The sequence below is a fragment of the Psychromonas sp. genome, from assembly GCF_983033635.1.
The window spans coordinates 1-17974 of sequence record NZ_CEZLMY010000069.1 but is presented as its reverse complement, the minus strand read 5'-3'; the positions used below and the strand labels follow the sequence as shown (position 1 = coordinate 17974).

At 39.1% G+C, this 17974-nt stretch carries 15 protein-coding genes; 12 read left to right on the top strand and 3 right to left on the bottom strand.

Going from position 1 to position 17974, the window contains the following annotated elements:
- Positions 1–225 precede the first annotated feature (225 nt).
- From rapA to pntB, 4 genes are all read left to right on the top strand, one after another.
- A complete protein-coding gene (rapA, locus tag AC4GME_RS10635; RefSeq protein ID WP_490379370.1) occupies positions 226–3138 on the top strand; it encodes an RNA polymerase-associated protein RapA in 2913 nt (970 codons plus the stop codon).
- A gap of 68 nt (positions 3139–3206) precedes the next feature.
- Positions 3207–3878: an RluA family pseudouridine synthase gene (locus AC4GME_RS10630; protein WP_490377588.1), complete on the top strand. Its 672-nt coding sequence runs from the start codon at positions 3207–3209 to the stop codon at positions 3876–3878.
- A 428-nt stretch (positions 3879–4306) separates the two neighbouring features.
- Positions 4307–5851 (top strand): Re/Si-specific NAD(P)(+) transhydrogenase subunit alpha, encoded by a 1545-nt coding sequence (locus AC4GME_RS10625; RefSeq protein WP_490379369.1) that lies wholly within the window; start codon positions 4307–4309, stop codon positions 5849–5851.
- A 2-nt stretch (positions 5852–5853) separates the two neighbouring features.
- Positions 5854–7245, top strand: a complete 1392-nt coding sequence (gene pntB / locus AC4GME_RS10620) for a Re/Si-specific NAD(P)(+) transhydrogenase subunit beta (protein WP_490377586.1) — start codon at positions 5854–5856, stop codon at positions 7243–7245.
- Positions 7246–7503: 258 nt separating this feature from the next.
- Here the strand turns inward: pntB and AC4GME_RS10615 are convergent, their stop codons facing one another.
- Positions 7504–9672 carry a GGDEF domain-containing protein gene (locus AC4GME_RS10615; protein ID WP_490377585.1) on the bottom strand — a complete coding sequence of 723 codons (2169 nt, stop codon included), beginning with the start codon at positions 9670–9672 and terminating at the stop codon, positions 7504–7506.
- A gap of 44 nt (positions 9673–9716) precedes the next feature.
- A complete protein-coding gene (locus tag AC4GME_RS10610) occupies positions 9717–10931 on the bottom strand; it encodes a sugar ABC transporter substrate-binding protein (protein WP_490377584.1) in 1215 nt (404 codons plus the stop codon).
- A gap of 715 nt (positions 10932–11646) precedes the next feature.
- Here AC4GME_RS10610 and AC4GME_RS10605 point away from each other — a divergent pair.
- The 4 genes from AC4GME_RS10605 (at position 11647) to AC4GME_RS10590 (ending at position 14026) form a co-directional block, all read left to right on the top strand.
- Positions 11647–11919, top strand: a complete 273-nt coding sequence (locus AC4GME_RS10605) for a BufA1 family periplasmic bufferin-type metallophore (RefSeq protein ID WP_490376941.1) — start codon at positions 11647–11649, stop codon at positions 11917–11919.
- A 73-nt stretch (positions 11920–11992) separates the two neighbouring features.
- Positions 11993–12841: an MNIO family bufferin maturase gene (bufB, locus tag AC4GME_RS10600; protein WP_490376958.1), complete on the top strand. Its 849-nt coding sequence runs from the start codon at positions 11993–11995 to the stop codon at positions 12839–12841.
- Positions 12831–13583, top strand: coding sequence for an HvfC/BufC N-terminal domain-containing protein (locus AC4GME_RS10595; RefSeq protein ID WP_490376942.1), 753 nt, complete (start codon positions 12831–12833; stop codon positions 13581–13583). The genes bufB and AC4GME_RS10595 overlap by 11 nt, the downstream gene beginning before the upstream one ends.
- Entirely contained in the window at positions 13580–14026 is a 447-nt protein-coding gene (locus AC4GME_RS10590) for a DoxX family protein (RefSeq protein WP_490376943.1), read from the top strand. The genes AC4GME_RS10595 and AC4GME_RS10590 overlap by 4 nt, the downstream gene beginning before the upstream one ends.
- Before the next feature lie 49 nt (positions 14027–14075).
- On the opposite strand, the gene AC4GME_RS10585 is transcribed toward AC4GME_RS10590, so the two are convergent.
- On the bottom strand, positions 14076–14558 hold the full coding sequence (locus AC4GME_RS10585) for a hypothetical protein (RefSeq protein WP_490376944.1): 483 nt from the start codon (positions 14556–14558) through the stop codon (positions 14076–14078).
- Between the two features lie 231 nt (positions 14559–14789).
- Here AC4GME_RS10585 and ccoN point away from each other — a divergent pair, with 231 nt between their 5' ends.
- From ccoN to ccoP, 4 genes are all read left to right on the top strand, one after another.
- On the top strand, positions 14790–16220 hold the full coding sequence (ccoN, locus tag AC4GME_RS10580) for a cytochrome-c oxidase, cbb3-type subunit I (protein ID WP_490376945.1): 1431 nt from the start codon (positions 14790–14792) through the stop codon (positions 16218–16220).
- Between the two features lie 15 nt (positions 16221–16235).
- A complete protein-coding gene (ccoO, locus tag AC4GME_RS10575; protein ID WP_490376946.1) occupies positions 16236–16838 on the top strand; it encodes a cytochrome-c oxidase, cbb3-type subunit II in 603 nt (200 codons plus the stop codon).
- A 51-nt stretch (positions 16839–16889) separates the two neighbouring features.
- The gene (locus AC4GME_RS10570) at positions 16890–17081 is read left to right on the top strand and encodes a cbb3-type cytochrome oxidase subunit 3 (RefSeq protein WP_490376947.1); all 192 of its coding nucleotides are present in this window, start codon (positions 16890–16892) and stop codon (positions 17079–17081) included.
- Positions 17081–17974: cytochrome-c oxidase, cbb3-type subunit III (gene ccoP, locus AC4GME_RS10565; protein WP_490379368.1), on the top strand; the 894-nt coding region annotated here is incomplete at its 3' end. The genes AC4GME_RS10570 and ccoP, both read left to right, overlap by 1 nt.

The window sequence follows — 17974 nt, the reverse complement described above, 5'->3', positions numbered from 1 at the left end:
TTTACATTTAACTTCCGTTTGCCTATTTAATAAACAAAGTCTATTTTCCTTCATTTATATGCTAGTTATATTCATATCCATGCCATTTGTTAATTAGCAATAATGCATTTCTAACTTGTTTGGATATAAAGACAAATTTTATAGATTTATGACTAGTACCTTGCAATGTGATTTAGGTAACATAGCGCCCTTTCTTGTTTTCAGTTTTATTTTGAGTGGTATTTTATGACATTTTCTTTGGGCCAACGTTGGATCAGTGATGCAGAATCAGAATTAGGGTTAGGCACTATCGTGGCTATTGAGGGCCGTATGTTGACCTTATTGTTTGCAGCTTCCGGTGAACAACGCCTTTATTCTATCGAAGAAGCACCTATTACCCGTGTTCGTTTTAATATTGGTGATGAAATCCTTAGCCATGATGAATGGAAGTTATTGGTGAGTGAAGTGAATGAGGCCGATAATTTAATTACTTATGTCGGTACGCGCGTAGATACAGGTGAGCCTTGCCAGTTAAAAGAAACCTTTTTAAATAACTTTATTAAATTTAATAAACCGCAAGATAAACTCTTTGCGGGTCAAATTGATAAATTCGAACGTTTTGTATTACGTTATAAAGCGTTAACTCATCAACATCAGCAACAAAAATCTAATTTACGTGGTTTATTAGGAGCACGTGTTGATCTTATCCCGCACCAATTTTACATTGCAGAAGAAGTTGGCAAACGCCATGCACCCCGTATTTTATTAGCGGATGAAGTGGGTCTTGGTAAAACTATTGAAGCGGGTTTAATTATCCACCAGCAGCTGATAACAGGTCGTGCAAAACGTGTATTAATTGTATTACCGGAAAACTTACAGCACCAATGGTTAGTTGAAATGGTCCGTCGTTTTAACCTGCATTTCAGTATTTTTGATGACTCTCGCTGTAACGAAGCATACCTTGATGAAATCAACCCTTTTGAAACTGAACAATTAGTTTTATGCAGCATTAACCTATTACGTAAGAAAAAACATTTTGAGCATGCTTTAGAAGCTGATTGGGATCTGTTAATTGTTGATGAAGCGCATCATCTTATTTGGGATAAAGAGAAGCCAAGTCGCGAATACCAAGTTGTTGAAGCATTAGCGAATGACATTCCAGGGGTTTTATTATTAACCGCAACACCCGAGCAGTTAGGGCATGAAAGTCATTTTGCTCGTTTACGTTTACTTGATCCAAGTCGTTTCTTTGATTATCAAACATTTGTTAATGAAGAAACAGGCTACAAGCCAGTTGTAAATGCAGTTAATCAGTTACTTGATAACCAGCAATTAACAGATGACGCTAAAAATAGTATTACTGAACTCCTTAGCGAGCGGGATATCCAACCGTTACTTAATGTTATTGATGATCTTTCTCTTGAAAACAGTGAACGCCTACAAGCCCAACATGAATTAATTAGTAACCTATTAGATCGCCACGGTACAGGTCGTTTATTATTTCGTAATACACGTTCTGCCATTCAAGGTTTTCCAAAACGCTGCTTAAAATCAATTGCCCTGCCTTTACCTGAGCAATATAAAACAGCAATTAAAGTATCTAAAATGTTGCCTTCCGGCACAGTAGAACAACAAGCGTTTACTGCTCTTTATCCAGAACAGATTTATCAAGCATTTGAAGGTACAACGAGTAATTCATGGTGTCTATTTGATCCGCGCATCAGCTGGTTGATTGATCTCACTCAGCAGTTAAAAGGCGAAAAGATCTTAATTATTGCCGCGCAAGCGGAAACAGCATTAGCGATTGAAGAAGCGCTACGCACACGAGAAGCAATTAAAGTCGCCGTTTTCCATGAAGGTTTATCACTGATTGAACGAGATAAAGCGGCTGCCTACTTTGCACAAGTCGAGGATGGTGCGCAGGTAATGGTCTGTTCTGAGATTGGCTCTGAAGGGCGTAATTTCCAATTCGCACATCATCTTGTGTTATTTGATCTTCCAATCAATCCAGATTTACTTGAACAACGTATTGGTCGTCTAGATCGAATTGGCCAACGTTGCGATATTCAAATTTACACGCCGTATTTAAAGGAAACTTCTCAGGAGTTCCTGCAACATTGGTATGAACAAGGTTTGTCAGCCTTTACCCAGACAACGCCAACGGGTCATACGGTTTACGAATCAATCAAAGATGATTTAATTCAACTGTTAGCGACGGGTAATAACGATAATGGTGAGTTTGATAAATTAATTCAAACAACTCGTAGTTTTAATGAGACGCTTAAAAAGCAGCTGGAACAAGGACGTGACAAACTGCTTGAAATAAACTCAAGCGGTATTTTACATCCAAGTGAATTACTTGATGATCTAACTGAAGCGGATCAAAAACCCGACTTTACCCAATTTGCTCTGCAGCTGTTTGATGTTGTGGGTGTGCAACAGGAAGATCAAAGCGAGCATTGTTTAGTACTTCGCCCAACCGATCATATGCTAACCTCTGATTTCCCAGGTTTAAGTGAAGATGGCGCAACCGTTACTTTCAATCGTCAAACCGCATTAAGCCGTGATGATGTGCAATACCTAAGCTGGGAGCATCCGATGATCACAGGTGGTATAGAGATGATTTTAAGCTCAGATACTGGCACAACATCCATTGCTATTCTTAAAAACAACTCTCTGCCAGCAGCTTCTACTTTCTTAGAGCTAATCTACGTAGTTGAAGCACTTAATACCGATAATGCACAATTAAGTCGCTTTTTACCGACAACTCCGATTCGTTTGTTACTTGATAAAAATGGCAAAGATTTAGGACAAAGTGTGACTTTTGATAGTTTTGATCGTCAATTAACGCCGATTAACCGTCATATTAGCCGTAAAATTGCCAATGCATCACAACCATTAATTCATCAGTTAATTAAAGATTCACTGCCAACGGCACAATCATTAATGACAGAGATTCTGCTTGATGCAAAACAGGATATGCAACAGACATTGCAGCAGGAGCGCGATCGACTGCAGGCATTACAAGCGGTAAACCCAAATATCCGTGAAGATGAAATTCAATATATTCGCGATCAACAAACGAATTTTGAGCAGATATTAGATCAAACTCAATTGAAGTTAGACGGGATTCGTTTTATTGTTTCCACACAATCGTAATATTTTAACGATTACATTAACTGTATAAAGAGGAGTTAGCTCCTCTTTATTTATTCAATAGAGTCAATATGCCAAATTTTGTTTACCACCCACCACAAACGCCCTACTTAGATATTCTTTATCAAGATGAAGATATTGTTGTATTAAATAAACCGGCAGGTTTATTGAGTGTACCGGGTCGTGAAAAAAAACATTGGGATAGTTTGGCACTGCGCATCTTACGAGTCTGGCCCAATGCATGTGTTGTTCATCGCTTAGATTTAGCAACCTCTGGAATTATCATTTTAGCTTTACGTAAATCCGCGCAGAGTCACATGGGACGTCAGTTCCAACAAAAAGTGATTGATAAAACCTATTACGCACGTGTTGAAGGTATTATCGAAAAAGAGAGTGGATTAGTCGACTTACCTATTCGCTGTGATTGGGAAAACAGACCGCGTCAGATTGTCGACTTTGAACAGGGAAAAAGCTCACAAACGCAGTGGCGCGTTGTAAAACGTGAAAAACAAACAACTGTAGTATGTTTAAAACCATTAACTGGCCGCACTCACCAATTACGCGTTCATATGCAGGCACTTGGTCACCCGATTGTTGGCGATGAATTTTATGCAACTGTTTTTGGTAGACAACTTTCACCACAACGTCTTGCTTTGCATGCAGCAAGCATCACCCTAACTCACCCGACAAGCGAAGAAAGGATCACCTTTAACTGTCCGCCTCCTTTTACCGATATTTTATAGAAAATAACTGTTACGACAAAGTTGGATAGCTAATTACATTTTACTGTCCGACATATTTTCTAAGATTTAACTCAGCTTATTCTAACGTTAAAAATCAATAAGAAAACCGCCATTTATTTACATTTCATTAACAATTTAACGTTTGATATAGCTATTTGCTATATCAAGTAACGCGAACATTGTAAAAATGCTAATTTATACGCTTAAAACAGTAGCCGAAAGCATATTTATTCACTAATATTTAGCCTTGAATTTTTTGTTGTAAGAAAAGAACAAATAAAATAATTTGCTTAAAAATGAATACACTAAAATGTGTATCTGTTTTTATGTAATTGCTATAAATAAAAGACGAAAATAAGCCTGAACAATTTTCCCTTTTATTGTACGTAATACCACCAATCATAATAACAAGCGATCACGGACTTACTATGCAAATAGGTATACCTAGAGAGATCCAAGAAAATGAAAACCGCGTAGCAGCAACTCCTAAAACAGTTGAGTTACTGATTAAACAAGGTTTCACTTTTCTTGTAGAAACAAACGCAGGAACGGCAGCTAGCTTTTCTGATCAAGCTTACCAGGATTCAGGTGCCGAAATTGGCACTGACAATGAACTTGTATGGCAGTCAGATATTATCTTTAAAGTTAATGCGCCTACTGATAATGAAATTGGACAGATGAAAGAAGGGGCAACCTTAGTAAGTTTCATTTGGCCAGCGCAAAATCCAGAATTACTGGAAAAGCTAACCGCTAAAAAAATCAGCGTTATCGCAATGGACTCTGTGCCGCGTACTTCTCGTGCACAAGCACTTGATGCATTAAGTTCAATGGCAAATATCGCCGGTTACCGTGCTGTTATCGAAGCTGCAAATCAATTTGGGCGTTTCTTTACCGGGCAAATCACAGCTGCAGGTAAAGTGCCGCCAGCAAAAGTACTGATTATCGGCGCAGGTGTTGCTGGTCTTTCCGCTCTTGGTGCGGCTGGTAGTTTAGGTGCCATTGTTCGTGCATTTGATACTCGTCCTGAAGTAAAAGAACAGATCGAAAGTATGGGTGCAGAATTTCTTGAGGTTAATTACGTCGAGGACACTGCAGTAAGTACAGACGGTTACGCTAAAACCATGAGTGAAGGTTATCAAGCGGCGCAAGCTGAAATGATGGCAGAGCAGGCAAAAGATGTTGATATCATTATCACCACTGCTCTTATCCCAGGTAAACCAGCTCCTAAAATCATTTCTGAAGCAATGATTGCATCAATGAAATCTGGCAGCGTGATTGTTGATTTAGCAGCAGCGGCTGGCGGTAACGCGGCATTAACGGTTAAAGATGAAATTTTCCATACTGAGAATGGTGTAAAAATCATTGGTTATACCGACCTGCCAAGCCGTTTACCAACACAATCAAGCCAACTTTACTCAACCAACCTTGTTAACTTAATGAAGCTGCTTTGTAAAAACAAAGACGGTCAAATCGATATTGATTTTGAAGATGAAGTTATCCGCGGTGCAACGGTTGTTAAAGAGGGTGAAATCTCTTGGCCACCACCAGCAATTAATGTCAGTGCACAACCTGCAGCTAAACCAGCAGAAGAAAAAGCAGCTGTCGTTGTTGAAGAGAAAGCTCCGAATAAATGGATTAAACCTGTTGCTGCCATTGTAGCTGCCGGCCTGTTTGGCTGGTTAGCAAGTGTTGCACCAACTGACTTCCTAGCGCATTTCACGGTATTTATGCTGGCATGTATCGTTGGTTACGGCGTAGTTTGGAATGTTGCTCATTCACTGCACACTCCGCTTATGAGTGTTACTAACGCAATCAGCAGTATCATTATTGTTGGTGCATTATTACAAGTTGGCAGTGACTACTGGTATGTTAATACATTCGCTCTACTTGCCATTCTTATCGCAACCATCAATATTGTCGGCGGATTTACCGTGACACACCGTATGTTGAAAATGTTCCAAAAGGATAAATAATCATGTCAGAAGGATTAATCACAGCTGCATATATCATCGCAGCACTTTTATTTATTGCCAGCTTAAGTGGCTTAAGCAGTCAAGAAACAGCAAAACAGGGTAACGTTTTCGGTATTATCGGCATGACCATTGCGATTATTGCAACGATTGGCGCAATGGTAAATGCAGGGGATGCTGGAGCTTGGAGTTACACTTTAGTTGCTGTTTTAATGGTTATTGGTGCAGCTATCGGTATTCGTTTAGCCACGACAGTTGAAATGACATCAATGCCGGAACTTATTGCTATCTTACATAGTTTTGTTGGTTTAGCGGCAACAGTTATCGGCTTTAACTCTTACCTTGACCATGATATTTTATTGGGTGCGGCCAAAACGATTCATAACGTAGAAGTGTTCTTAGGTATCTTTATCGGTGCAGTTACTTTTACAGGCTCTATTGTTGCTTTTGGGAAATTAAGTGGTCGCGTTAACAGTGCAGCCCTTTCTCTGCCGGGTAAAAACTGGATAAACATTGCAGCTATCACTTCATCAGTGCTGCTGCTGGTTGGTTTTATTAGCGGTGGTTGGGGCTTAACGGCACTGATACTTATGACCATTATTGCATTAGCATTTGGTTGGCATTTAGTGGCTTCAATTGGTGGTGCAGATATGCCAGTTGTTGTTTCAATGCTTAACTCTTACTCAGGTTGGGCGGCAGCTGCAACAGGTTTCATGTTATCAAATGATCTATTAATCATTATCGGTGCATTGGTAGGTTCAAGCGGTGCTATCCTCTCTTACATTATGTGTAAAGCGATGAACCGCTCATTTATCAGTGTTATTTTAGGTGGCTTTGGTAATGAAGCTACAGCACAAAATGACGATCAGGACTACGGCACACACTTTGAAACCAGCGCTCAAGAAGTTGCAGATTCATTAGCCACTGCTAAAAATGTAGTTATTGTTCCAGGTTACGGTATGGCTGTAGCACAGGCTCAATACCCTGTTGCAGAACTTACTAAGCGTCTGCGCGCTAAAGGTAAAAATGTACGTTTCGGTATCCACCCTGTTGCCGGACGACTTCCGGGTCATATGAACGTACTGTTAGCAGAAGCTAAAGTGCCTTACGATATCGTATTAGAGATGGATGAGATCAACGATGATCTTAGTGATACTGATGTTGTTTTAGTTATTGGCGCAAATGATACGGTTAACCCGGCAGCTAACGAGCCGGGCACGCCAATTTCAGGCATGCCGGTGCTGAGTGTTTGGGAAGCAGAAAAAGTTGTTGTCTTTAAACGTTCAATGGGTGCAGGTTACGCAGGTGTTCAAAACCCACTGTTCTTTAAAGAGAACTCTGAAATGTTATTAGGTGATGCTAAAGCATCAGTTGATGCGATTTTACAAAATCTATAATCAACTAATAACTTAATAGAAAAAGGCGCTTTTAAGCGCCTTTTTTGTGGATGGTGAAATTTTCCCTAATGAAATAAGGCTATACCCAAGCCACATCAAGATGCATGAATAACCTCTCGCTTAGAACGGAAACGATGCAGAGCTGCACATCTCAGACTAACAACTTAATTAATCAACTTGCGATGGCTACAGAGTTATCAGCTCAAAGCAAACTGATAAACCAATTTGTGTACATATCCAAATAGCGATACAGTGCTATTAACTAGAGCTTCTCCGATCCCCCTTTCTTCTTCGGTAATAATTTGCTTTGTTGATATACATTTTACTATCGGCAGCTTTATAAAGCATTGCAAAGGAGCATTCAGCAGTTGATGCATAACCAAATGCGAAGTTTACAGTCGACTTGTTGCCACGAGCAATAAGCTGCTGTTGAACTAAATTACCTGTCAGTTTATCTACATGATTCAGCTTATCTTCGCTAAGTATAATTGCAAATTCATCTCCGCCGATACGGAAAACCTGTTTGCTAATATCTTGCGTACATTTATTCAGTAATTTCGCAGCCTCTTTAATTAAAGCATCACCTTGTTCGTGACCTTGTTTATCATTGACCTCTTTTAAACCATTAACATCAATAACATACAAACCAACTTCTGAATCGGCTTGTATTTCCAGCTTAGACAATAACTGATCAAATGCTTGACGGTTTTTTAAACCGGTTAATGAATCGGTGCTCGCTAGCATATCTAAATTTTCATTTAATGAGCGCATCACTAAATAACTGCTAATCTCGGTTAGAAACAGCGTTAACCAGCTGTTTTTTTCAGATTGAAAGCCTTGGTTGTTTATAATCAACCAACCATACTGGTCAGTACCAACACTAAAGCTAGTAACATGCAACGCTGTGTCAGCAACGCTTATCTGCTTAGCCCCTACTTGCTTATTATCACAACAAGAAAGTTGCTCGTTAATAGCAGCAAAGTCTAAATCGTTCATATTCTGACAGCTGGATATGCTTCGGTGTTTAAGTTGCTCAGGAAGAAACAATGCAATCGACACATCTGGTAAGCAGGTGTCAATACTTTCAAATATCGTTTTAGCAACAGCTCTGTTACCGCGACAAGACTCCAGCAGTCGTCGGAACTGAATTAATTGTTCAAATACAAAATGGCTGTGCTCCACTTTACTCAGGGTTTTCTCTAACTCACTTGTGCGTAACTCCACCTGTTGCTCAAGCCCTGAGTTTAATTCTCGAACTTCGGTCAAATATTTTTCCCGCAACAAATTTACTTTGACCAACTCACTATTTTTATCCTCCAAGATACGCATCTGCTGATTTATGGTTTTTTGCAGACGGCATAACAGATTATTTACATCCTTAAATTCCACGATAAAAAATGGTCTGGAAAAAAGTATTTTGCCATTTACATCCTTTAATTCAAAAATAAAAAATGGTTTGGGAAGAACTGTTTTGCCAAGCTCAAATCCATGAATAAGTGTATTTAACTGGTTAAATCCCCGAGAGAAAAAATGCGCTATAACAATCGCAATCAAAATCAAAGCCAGCAAAATAACAGCTCCAGCAGTCAGTACTGGTGACATAACATGGTGAATACTTGCTGCCATCGCTTGATTAGATTGTGCGACATTCAGATCTAACCATAATATATTTCTAAATTTAGCACTGCTAAAAGCAATTCGGCTGCTTTTAATAACGGACGGCTCATCGTCACTAATGGCTTCGCCATCAATAACATTTCCTTGTAAAGAAAAATTAACCTTCTCCTGAGCTGTTTTTACTTGATCGGCTAACTCTACTATTTTGGAGACAGGCATAATTGCAAGCAAATAACCGTGTACCTCAATGGAGTTTAACTTTATGGCAGAAGACACAGGAACAATAAATGCGATACCGTGAGATTCATTTTCTTTTTCAAGTAAATTGGGGTTTTCAAAATGTTCGACCCAAGGGCTGACCATAAACTGCTGCATTGCAGGTTTACTAGAGTAGCTTACTGATTTGCTATCATACTCAAGTTTAATAAGATTAGACTCTTCTAAAGCCAAAATATTGCCAGCATAAGATTCCACCACAAAACCATCTTCGGAGATCAGATAGAGCGATTCAATTAATGGGTTGCTCTTACCAAAATGGTTTAATGCGCTCAATACTTGTCCTGAGTAGAGTAAATTATCAATACCTAAGCGCATCAGTTTCTGCTCAGATAAAAGATTAAGGCCCGTTGCTAATAATTCAACCTGATGTAATACATCGCTATTAATCTGCTTCGCAACTCGCCCTAATTTCTGCTCAATGCCCATTTCAACCTGCTGATAGACTTTTTGGTAAATAACCCCCGAAAGTATCAAACTTGGAATCAGTGCAATGGTTGTTAATAAAATAAAACTTAAGGTTCGTAAACGCAAAGCAATCCCCCAGTATCGATATCAGTTAGCTTGTAGATAGATATTTATTTGTCGGTGGTATTAGACACCCTTTTGCGACGTTTCAGTTCCCGTTCTGCCACTCGCTGCATCAGCTGAACTGTTTTTTTAACACTGTAATTGTGATCCATAAAACGGGAAAAACCTTTGGCCATTGCAGACCATGCGATAGTCATATTAGGACTTGTCGGCATATTCTGAGTTGAACGCATCTGTTTTATCACAGCTTTATTATTTTCACTTTTTTCTGTTGTATCTTGTGCCAAAACTTCATTATTAACGGAGATCAATCCGCCTTGATTCTGTATTATCTCTTGGGCCAGTTTGCTCTGAGAAAATTGAGTAAATTTCTTAAGCATCTCAAATTTAATGCTATTTTCAGATAAATTTGGATACGCTAAAACATAACCACTAAACATAGGGATCATAGGTTTAGCCGCTATCATAGGTAACATTGCTATTCCAAGTTTATCCCCCATCTCCTTTTCCAGATCCCGAATAACCCAATCACCATTTATCATATAAGCCGACTTTCCGGCTTTAAAACGAGCGACACTGCAGTCATGATCACACTCAGTATCCACCAGCCGATCATCAGCTAAAGTTTTATAGAAAGTTAATGCTTGCTCCATTTGCGGCGTATCAAGCGTGATCTTGTCACCATCTAATGGCCAAGATTCAAATGCCGACATAAATGGAATCAACCAATACATCTCCCTATAATTCCAGGTGATCGGATATTGCATATCAGCCGGAAATTCTTTCATCTGAGATTTTAATTCTTCCCAAGTCGCGATCGGTTTTTTTACCAGTGTACGATTGTAAAGCAACATAAGATGATTTCCCTGAAATAACGGAACACCATAATAGTTACCATCAACTTTCCCCGCATCTCTCACCCTAAGATCAAGCTCGTCAGACATCCAGCCAGCGGGCACGGGTGTAAGATTAATCTCTTGATAAAGCCCGACAAAATCACCGGGAATATAGAGTAAGTCTGGTAACTGATTGGTTCTGGCTTGCGTTAACACCTCGTCCCTCAGTTGCGGGGAAAGAAATTGATGCAGCTCTACCTCAATACCGTGTAACTTTTGAAATTCATCAACCAGCTTAACGATATAATCAGCATGTTGATGACCATTCCAAAAGATTATTTTGGGCGCTGCCAATAATTGATTAGAAAAAGATAAATTAAAAACAAGGGAAACAATAAGTAGTATGTAGTGAGGAAGCTGTTTCATATTTGATAAATCCATTAATGTAAATATCTAAACAAGTATAGTATCTGCAATAAAACAACTGCAAAGAGATCACTGTTTTTTTTACGACGACAGCATGGGCGTAGAGCAATACAGGATAACAAAGCGAATGATTCTATAAAGTGCCCATTGTTATTAAACAGCGCCTAAGTTAGCACTGAATTCATCCGTATACTTAAACATCTTATATTCCATGCTAACGCTGCTTTATATTGTTCAAATAGATACAGTGCAGTAACAGCATCAGCACATTCATTAGTAACCTCTAATATATTATTTACCGTCAGTTCAATCAATAAATAATATAATGTACTGCTATAGGGGAAGCATAAAAGTAAAATATTTTGTTTTATTTTTGAACAAGATCTAGCTTTAGGTATTTCGATTATTTGCATCTTGAGATAAAGGTAAAGGTAAAGGTAAAGCCCATAACTAACTTTTATTTTGTTTTTAGAGAAATAAATTAATTTAGTTACCATACCCTAAGAATCTTTCCTTTTTAGCCCCAAAAATAACAAACAACACCTGGCACTAACACATTGAAAATAAACAACTATATTATTTTGTTGGTAAAAAGTTAAAAAAAAGTTAAAAAATTTGAAATTTTTTTGCTGATTCCTCGGTTTATATTATTGAATACAACAACTAAACGCACAAACCGTGCTTGCTTAATTTTATTATATACAGGACATCTATTATGAAAAAATCAAATCTTGCTTTAGCTGCAACTGTTTCAACACTTATTGCCGTGGGTAGCGCGCTTGTTTCAACACCAGCAATGGCTGCAAGTAAAGAGAAATGTTATGGCGTTGCAGCTGCAGGGCAAAATGACTGCGCAACAAAAACAAGCTCATGTGCTGGTACTTCAAAAGTTGATAACCAGGGTGATGCCTTTCTTGCTGTACCGAAAGGTTTATGTGAAAAATTAGCAGGGGGTAGTTTAACGCCCAAAGCACCCAAAGCGTCTTAGAATTTTTTATGTAATTAGGGAGTTTACTCCCTAATTCCAGGTTTAATTAAAAAGGTGTGTTTTTGTGAAAAAAATGAATAAGGGTACAGTTGGAATAGGATTACGTTCGCCCCACTATCAAGATGTTTTATCTTCTTTACCTGAAGTTGGCTTTTTAGAAATACACAGCGAAAACTATTTTAACCCACACAGTCAAAATCATTTTTATCTTCAACAAATTGCTGAATTTTACCCAATGAGCTTTCACGGCATTGGCTTATCACTTGGCAGTAGTGATCCGATCAGCAAAAGCCACTTAAATAACCTAAAGCAGTTAGTTGATCGCTTTCAACCTGCACTGGTTTCTGATCATTTAAGTTGGTGCTCACTGCAGGGCAATTTCTTTAACGACCTGTTACCGATTCCCTACACCAAAGATGCAATGTCCTGTTTTGTAAACAATGTCAATCAAGTTCAAGATCATTTACAAAGGCAGATACTTATCGAAAACCCCTCTTCCTATCTAGAGTATAAAAACAGTGAAATGAGCGAACCTGAATTTATTAATGAAATAGCCAGACAAACAGGTTGTGGATTGTTACTCGATCTTAATAATATTTATGTCAGTGCGACTAATCATCAATTTTCAGTTGAAAAATATCTTGATGTTATAAATGACCAAGCAGTACAAGAGATTCATTTAGCGGGTTTTACTAAAAAGCTTATTAATAATGATTCGATTTTAATTGATACCCACAGCACCTTTGTTAGCACTGATGTTTGGGATATTTATAGTCAATATATAAAATCTACAAAAACAGATGCAATCACACTAATAGAGTGGGACTTAGATATCCCACCACTTGAAACATTAATTGAGGAGCACAACAAAGCCAAAAGAATCAGGCAATATATTGATGGAGGCAGTATTGATGAAACTTAATAAACTGCAGCAGCAATTTAGTGAAGCACTGTTATATAAAAACGATTTGATTGAGTCTGAAATTCAAGAAAAAGATGCATTCTCGAGCAATGAGTTACTACAAGTTTACCGCAATAGTTTTGTAATGGGAGTAACAGAAGCGCTTGCAGTTACTTATCAGCATACCTTATCTCTAGTGGGGGAAGAGTTTTTTAATGTCGTAGCCCGGCAGTTCATTTTACAACAACCACCACAGGAAAATAACATAATCAGCTACGGTAATGGTTTTAGTGATTTTTTACAAAACCTAAAACAGCTAAAGAGTTTGCCATATATTGCTGAAATGGCTCGTTTTGAATGGTTATTAGAACAAACAAGCAATGCGCAACTGCAAACCCAGAGACTAGATATTAAAAAGCTTGCAACTGTACAAGCTGAACAATTTGCAATAATGACATTTCAAGTTCCATCACAAATTAATCTCTTTGCAAGTGAGCAAAATATCCAATATTTGTATCAGATGATTATTGACAACAAAGTACAGGAAACAGACTTAAACACGCCTTGTTATATGGCTTTAAAAAAACAAGCCGATTTCAGTATTGAACTTATCACCTTAAGCAGAGAGGAGTTTTTACTGGTTCAACAAATTTCCAACCATCAATGTTTAGGACAAGTAGAACCTTATGATTTACATCAGTTTTTACCTGCATTAATGGAAAAAGATCTACTCAACGGATTTACTATTAAGGAAGATTTATGAAAGCTTTACTCGAACTTTATCAGCAAGCAGTGCAAAAAATGCACTGCTACTTCATACCTATTCTGCTGTTATTTACACGTTTTTGGGTGGCGAGTGTCTTTTTTAAATCCGGTTATTTGAAAATAACCACTTGGGATAGCACCTTATACCTTTTTGAAGAAGAGTACCAAGTCCCCTTTCTGCCATGGGAAATGGCGGCATATTTAGGCACCGCCGCTGAATTGATAATCCCGATATTTCTATTATTCGGATTATTGACAAGACCCATGGCTGCTGTTTTATTTGTTTTCAATATAATGGCTGTTATTTCATATCCCGTACTTTGGGATGGCGGTTTCTATGATCACAAATTATGGGGATTAATGATTCTTATCAATGTGGTTTGGGGCGCGGGGCTAATCTCGCTTGACCAGCTACTGAAAAAACGTTTTTTAATAAAATAAATTATGCAAATTCTGCCTGAATAATTTCAGGCAGAATTTATCCACTGCATTAATGGCGAACCACAAAATCAAACAACAGCACTTCGGTAATATCATTCACTTCGACCGATATTTGTAACTGCCAAATCATCTCAGAAGTGCTGCAAGCTCCAAGCAGAGTTTTGGCAGTAAATAACCCCTTATCTATGGGTTTAAAGAAAACTGGAATACGTCCCATAAACATACTTTTTCCTACAATTTTTGCTTCCTTTACCCGCCACGTTTTCAATTCGGATTGTAAATTAAAATCGATCCACTGCTCAGCTTTGATAGGAGGATTATTAACAGATAACCAAAATGTCCCCTGCTTGGTAATAAACTCACAGGGACTGAAATAATCGCAGCGGACAAGATTAGCTTTTAACTGTTCACTGGCGTTGAGTTCAGAATTTATCAGAGAGCCGTGCACGTTATCGACCGTCCTCCATGCCACTAGCGCTAGAACAATTAGCAGCATAATAAACAACAGCGCAACTCTACTTTTCGTTAACATTTAAAACCCCTGTAAAAATAGTGAGTAACACCCGCCTTTTAACATAAACAGCAAACTTATTAACAATTAAGCAACCAAATTCTGTTCATTTTAAACATCTTCACGTAAACTTCTGCGCAAATAGATATGTTTTTATAGCGTAATTAAAAATATGATTTGTTGATGGACAATAATTACTTATATTACGTCATAACACACGTACATTGTAAATAAATGCATGGAATCAAAATAATGACAACCGCAACTACAATTCAACCTGACTACAACTATAAAGTTGTCCGTCAGTTTACACTTACCACCATATTCTGGGGTATTGTTGGTATGACTGTCGGGGTACTAATCGCAGCTCAACTGGTCTGGCCCGTACTTAACTTCGATACGCCTTGGTTAACATACAGCCGTTTACGTCCGCTACATACTAATGCAGTAATCTTTGCATTCGGTACTTCGGCATTAATGGCAACCTCTTTTTACGTGGTGCAGCGTACCTGTCAAACTCGTTTGTTTGGCGGCTCTCTTGCTTCGGTGGTATTTTGGGGCTGGCAATTAGTCATTCTTTCTGCGGCTATTTCACTGCCTTTAGGTTATACCACTTCAAAAGAATATGCAGAACTTGAATGGCCAATCGATCTGCTTATCACTGCGGTATGGGTAGTCTATGCAGTCGTATTCTTCGGCACATTAGCGATACGTAAAACATCACATATCTATGTTGCAAACTGGTTCTTCGGGGCATTTATTTTGACTGTTGCTGTCTTGCATATTGTCAACAGCCTCGCCATTCCTGTTTCAATGAGCAGCATGAAATCTTACTCTGTCTATTCTGGCGCTGTCGATGCAATGGTGCAGTGGTGGTATGGCCATAACGCGGTTGGTTTCTTATTAACCGCTGGTTTCTTGGGGATGATGTATTACTTTGTACCAAAACAAGCAGAACGCCCTGTTTACTCTTACCGTTTATCTATTATCCATTTTTGGGCTCTAATCGCAGTCTATATCTGGGCAGGCCCGCATCACCTTCATTACACCGCCTTACCCGATTGGGCACAATCTTTAGGTATGGTTATGTCATTGATTTTATTTGCGCCATCTTGGGGCGGCATGATCAACGGTATTATGACGTTATCGGGAGCTTGGCATAAACTACGTACGGATCCTATTTTACGTTTCTTAGTTGTATCACTCTCTTTCTACGGTATGTCGACCTTTGAAGGTCCTATGATGGCAATAAAAACAGTAAATGCCCTGTCTCATTACACTGACTGGACAGTTGGTCATGTACATTCAGGTGCATTAGGCTGGGTTGCAATGGTTTCTATTGGCGCAATTTACCACCTAGTCCCACGCTTATTTAATCAAAAAGGGATGTACAGTGTTGCCATGATTAACCTGCATTTCTGGTTAGCAACAATAGGCACGGTTTTATACATTGTGGCGATGTGGATTTCAGGTGTAATGCAAGGTCTGATGTGGCGTGCGGTTAACGATGACGGAACATTAACTTACACTTTTGTTGAGTCCTTAGAGAAGTCATACCCGTTCTACACTATCCGTTTCATCGGAGGTTTAGTCTTCTTATCTGGTATGTTTGTAATGGCTTACAACACATACAAAACAGTTGTCGCAAAAGAAGGCTCTATCAAGCCTCAAGAACTTGGTTAGTCAGGGAGTTAAATAATGAAGCACGAATTTATTGAAAAGAATGTTGGTCTACTGGCAATCTTTATCATCATTGCAATTAGCTTTGGTGGTTTAGCGCAAATAACACCATTGCTCTTCCAAAAAGAGACAAACGAGCCTGTTGATACGCTGCGTCCCTATACTGCATTGGAAATGGAAGGTCGTGATATTTACATCCGTGAAGGTTGTAGTGTATGTCACAGCCAGATGATTCGTCCTTTCCGAGCTGAAACCGAGCGTTACGGTCACTACAGTGTCGCTGGTGAAGGTGTTTGGGAACATCCGTTTTTATGGGGTTCAAAACGCACAGGTCCGGATCTGGCACGTGTTGGTCAACGTTACTCCGATGCCTGGCATGAACTGCACCTGCTTAATCCAAGAGATGTGGTACCACAATCCAATATGCCGGGCTTCCCATGGCTTGCCGAGAACCGGTTAACAGGTGAAGATACGGCGCGTAAATTGGAGATATTTAAAAACAACTTCGGTGTACCGTATACGGATCAAGATATTTCAGGTGCAAAAGCAGCTGTTGCAGGAAAAACTGAGATGCAGGCATTAATTGCTTATTTGCAGTCACTTGGTCACGCATTTAGATAAATAACCACAGTGCTCAGTTACTGAGTGCTGATTCCATCTACTGGAGGCTTTATGGATTACGCAACATTTAATGGACTGTATACGCTGTTCTTAATTATTATTTTCGTTGCTTTGATTTTATGGGCATACAGTAAAAAACATAAAAAGTCATTTGAGAAGATCGCCAATTCTATTTTCGATGAACCTCAAGACTCAACAACGTATGCAAGCAATGACAGCAAACATACGGGAGCTAAAAAATAATGAGCATTTTTTGGACAATATGGATCACAGTGATCACACTAATCGTTATTATTGGTTGCGCAGTACTGCTTCACGCAACATCAAAAAATAATACCGGCGTGGAAGAAGGCAAACCCATGCCGCATAGTTTTGACGGCATTCAAGAATTAAATAACCCATTACCAAAATGGTGGACGGGCCTATTTTGGTTCACCATAGTGATTGGTTTGCTATATAGTTTTGCATTCCCAAGCTATACAGCAAACTGGAATGGCTTGCTTAACTGGACAAGTTCAGAGCAGAGTGTCATGTCACTGGAAGAATCTCAGGCGCTTGCTGAGACTTCACATTCTCAATATCAAAGAGAAATGAATGCAGCAGAAGAAAAATATGGCGCAGTATTTAAGCAGCTTGCTTATGATGAAAATGGTGTTTACAAAGATCTCACGCTAATCGCCAAAGATCCCGAAGCGGTCAAAGTAGGTCAACGTTTATTTCTGCAAAACTGCGCTCAGTGTCATGCATCAGATGCACGTGGCAGTAAAGGCTTCCCGAACCTGACTGATAACGATTGGTTATACGGTGGTGAAGCACAAAATATTAAAGAGAGCATAATGCACGGCCGTCAGGGGGCAATGCTAGCTTGGAAAGAGATCTTAGGTGAACAAGGTGTTAAAGAAGTTGCAACTTACGTACTTAAACTAAGCGGTCGACGTGTTAACGCCGTTGAAGCAAAAGCAGGTGAAGAGCGCTTTGTTATGTGCGCGGCTTGTCACGGCGCGGATGGAAAAGGTTCTCACGCGCTTGGCGCACCAAACCTAACAGATAAAATTTGGTTATACGGCGGTTCTCGCAAAGCAGTTGAAGATAGTATTCGTAATGGCCGTAATGGCGTTATGCCGCCTTGGGCTGAT

Coding starts and splice junctions, on each gene's coding strand:
- bufB (WP_490376958.1), top strand. CDS start 11,993: ATGAATAAGGGTACAGTTGGAATAGGATTACGTTCGCCCCACTATCAA.
- pntB (WP_490377586.1), top strand. CDS start 5,854: ATGTCAGAAGGATTAATCACAGCTGCATATATCATCGCAGCACTTTTA.
- ccoO (WP_490376946.1), top strand. CDS start 16,236: ATGAAGCACGAATTTATTGAAAAGAATGTTGGTCTACTGGCAATCTTT.
- AC4GME_RS10605 (WP_490376941.1), top strand. CDS start 11,647: ATGAAAAAATCAAATCTTGCTTTAGCTGCAACTGTTTCAACACTTATT.
- AC4GME_RS10570 (WP_490376947.1), top strand. CDS start 16,890: ATGGATTACGCAACATTTAATGGACTGTATACGCTGTTCTTAATTATT.
- AC4GME_RS10610 (WP_490377584.1), bottom strand. CDS start 10,931: ATGAAACAGCTTCCTCACTACATACTACTTATTGTTTCCCTTGTTTTT.
- AC4GME_RS10585 (WP_490376944.1), bottom strand. CDS start 14,558: ATGTTAACGAAAAGTAGAGTTGCGCTGTTGTTTATTATGCTGCTAATT.
- AC4GME_RS10630 (WP_490377588.1), top strand. CDS start 3,207: ATGCCAAATTTTGTTTACCACCCACCACAAACGCCCTACTTAGATATT.
- ccoN (WP_490376945.1), top strand. CDS start 14,790: ATGACAACCGCAACTACAATTCAACCTGACTACAACTATAAAGTTGTC.
- AC4GME_RS10625 (WP_490379369.1), top strand. CDS start 4,307: ATGCAAATAGGTATACCTAGAGAGATCCAAGAAAATGAAAACCGCGTA.
- AC4GME_RS10595 (WP_490376942.1), top strand. CDS start 12,831: ATGAAACTTAATAAACTGCAGCAGCAATTTAGTGAAGCACTGTTATAT.
- AC4GME_RS10590 (WP_490376943.1), top strand. CDS start 13,580: ATGAAAGCTTTACTCGAACTTTATCAGCAAGCAGTGCAAAAAATGCAC.
- rapA (WP_490379370.1), top strand. CDS start 226: ATGACATTTTCTTTGGGCCAACGTTGGATCAGTGATGCAGAATCAGAA.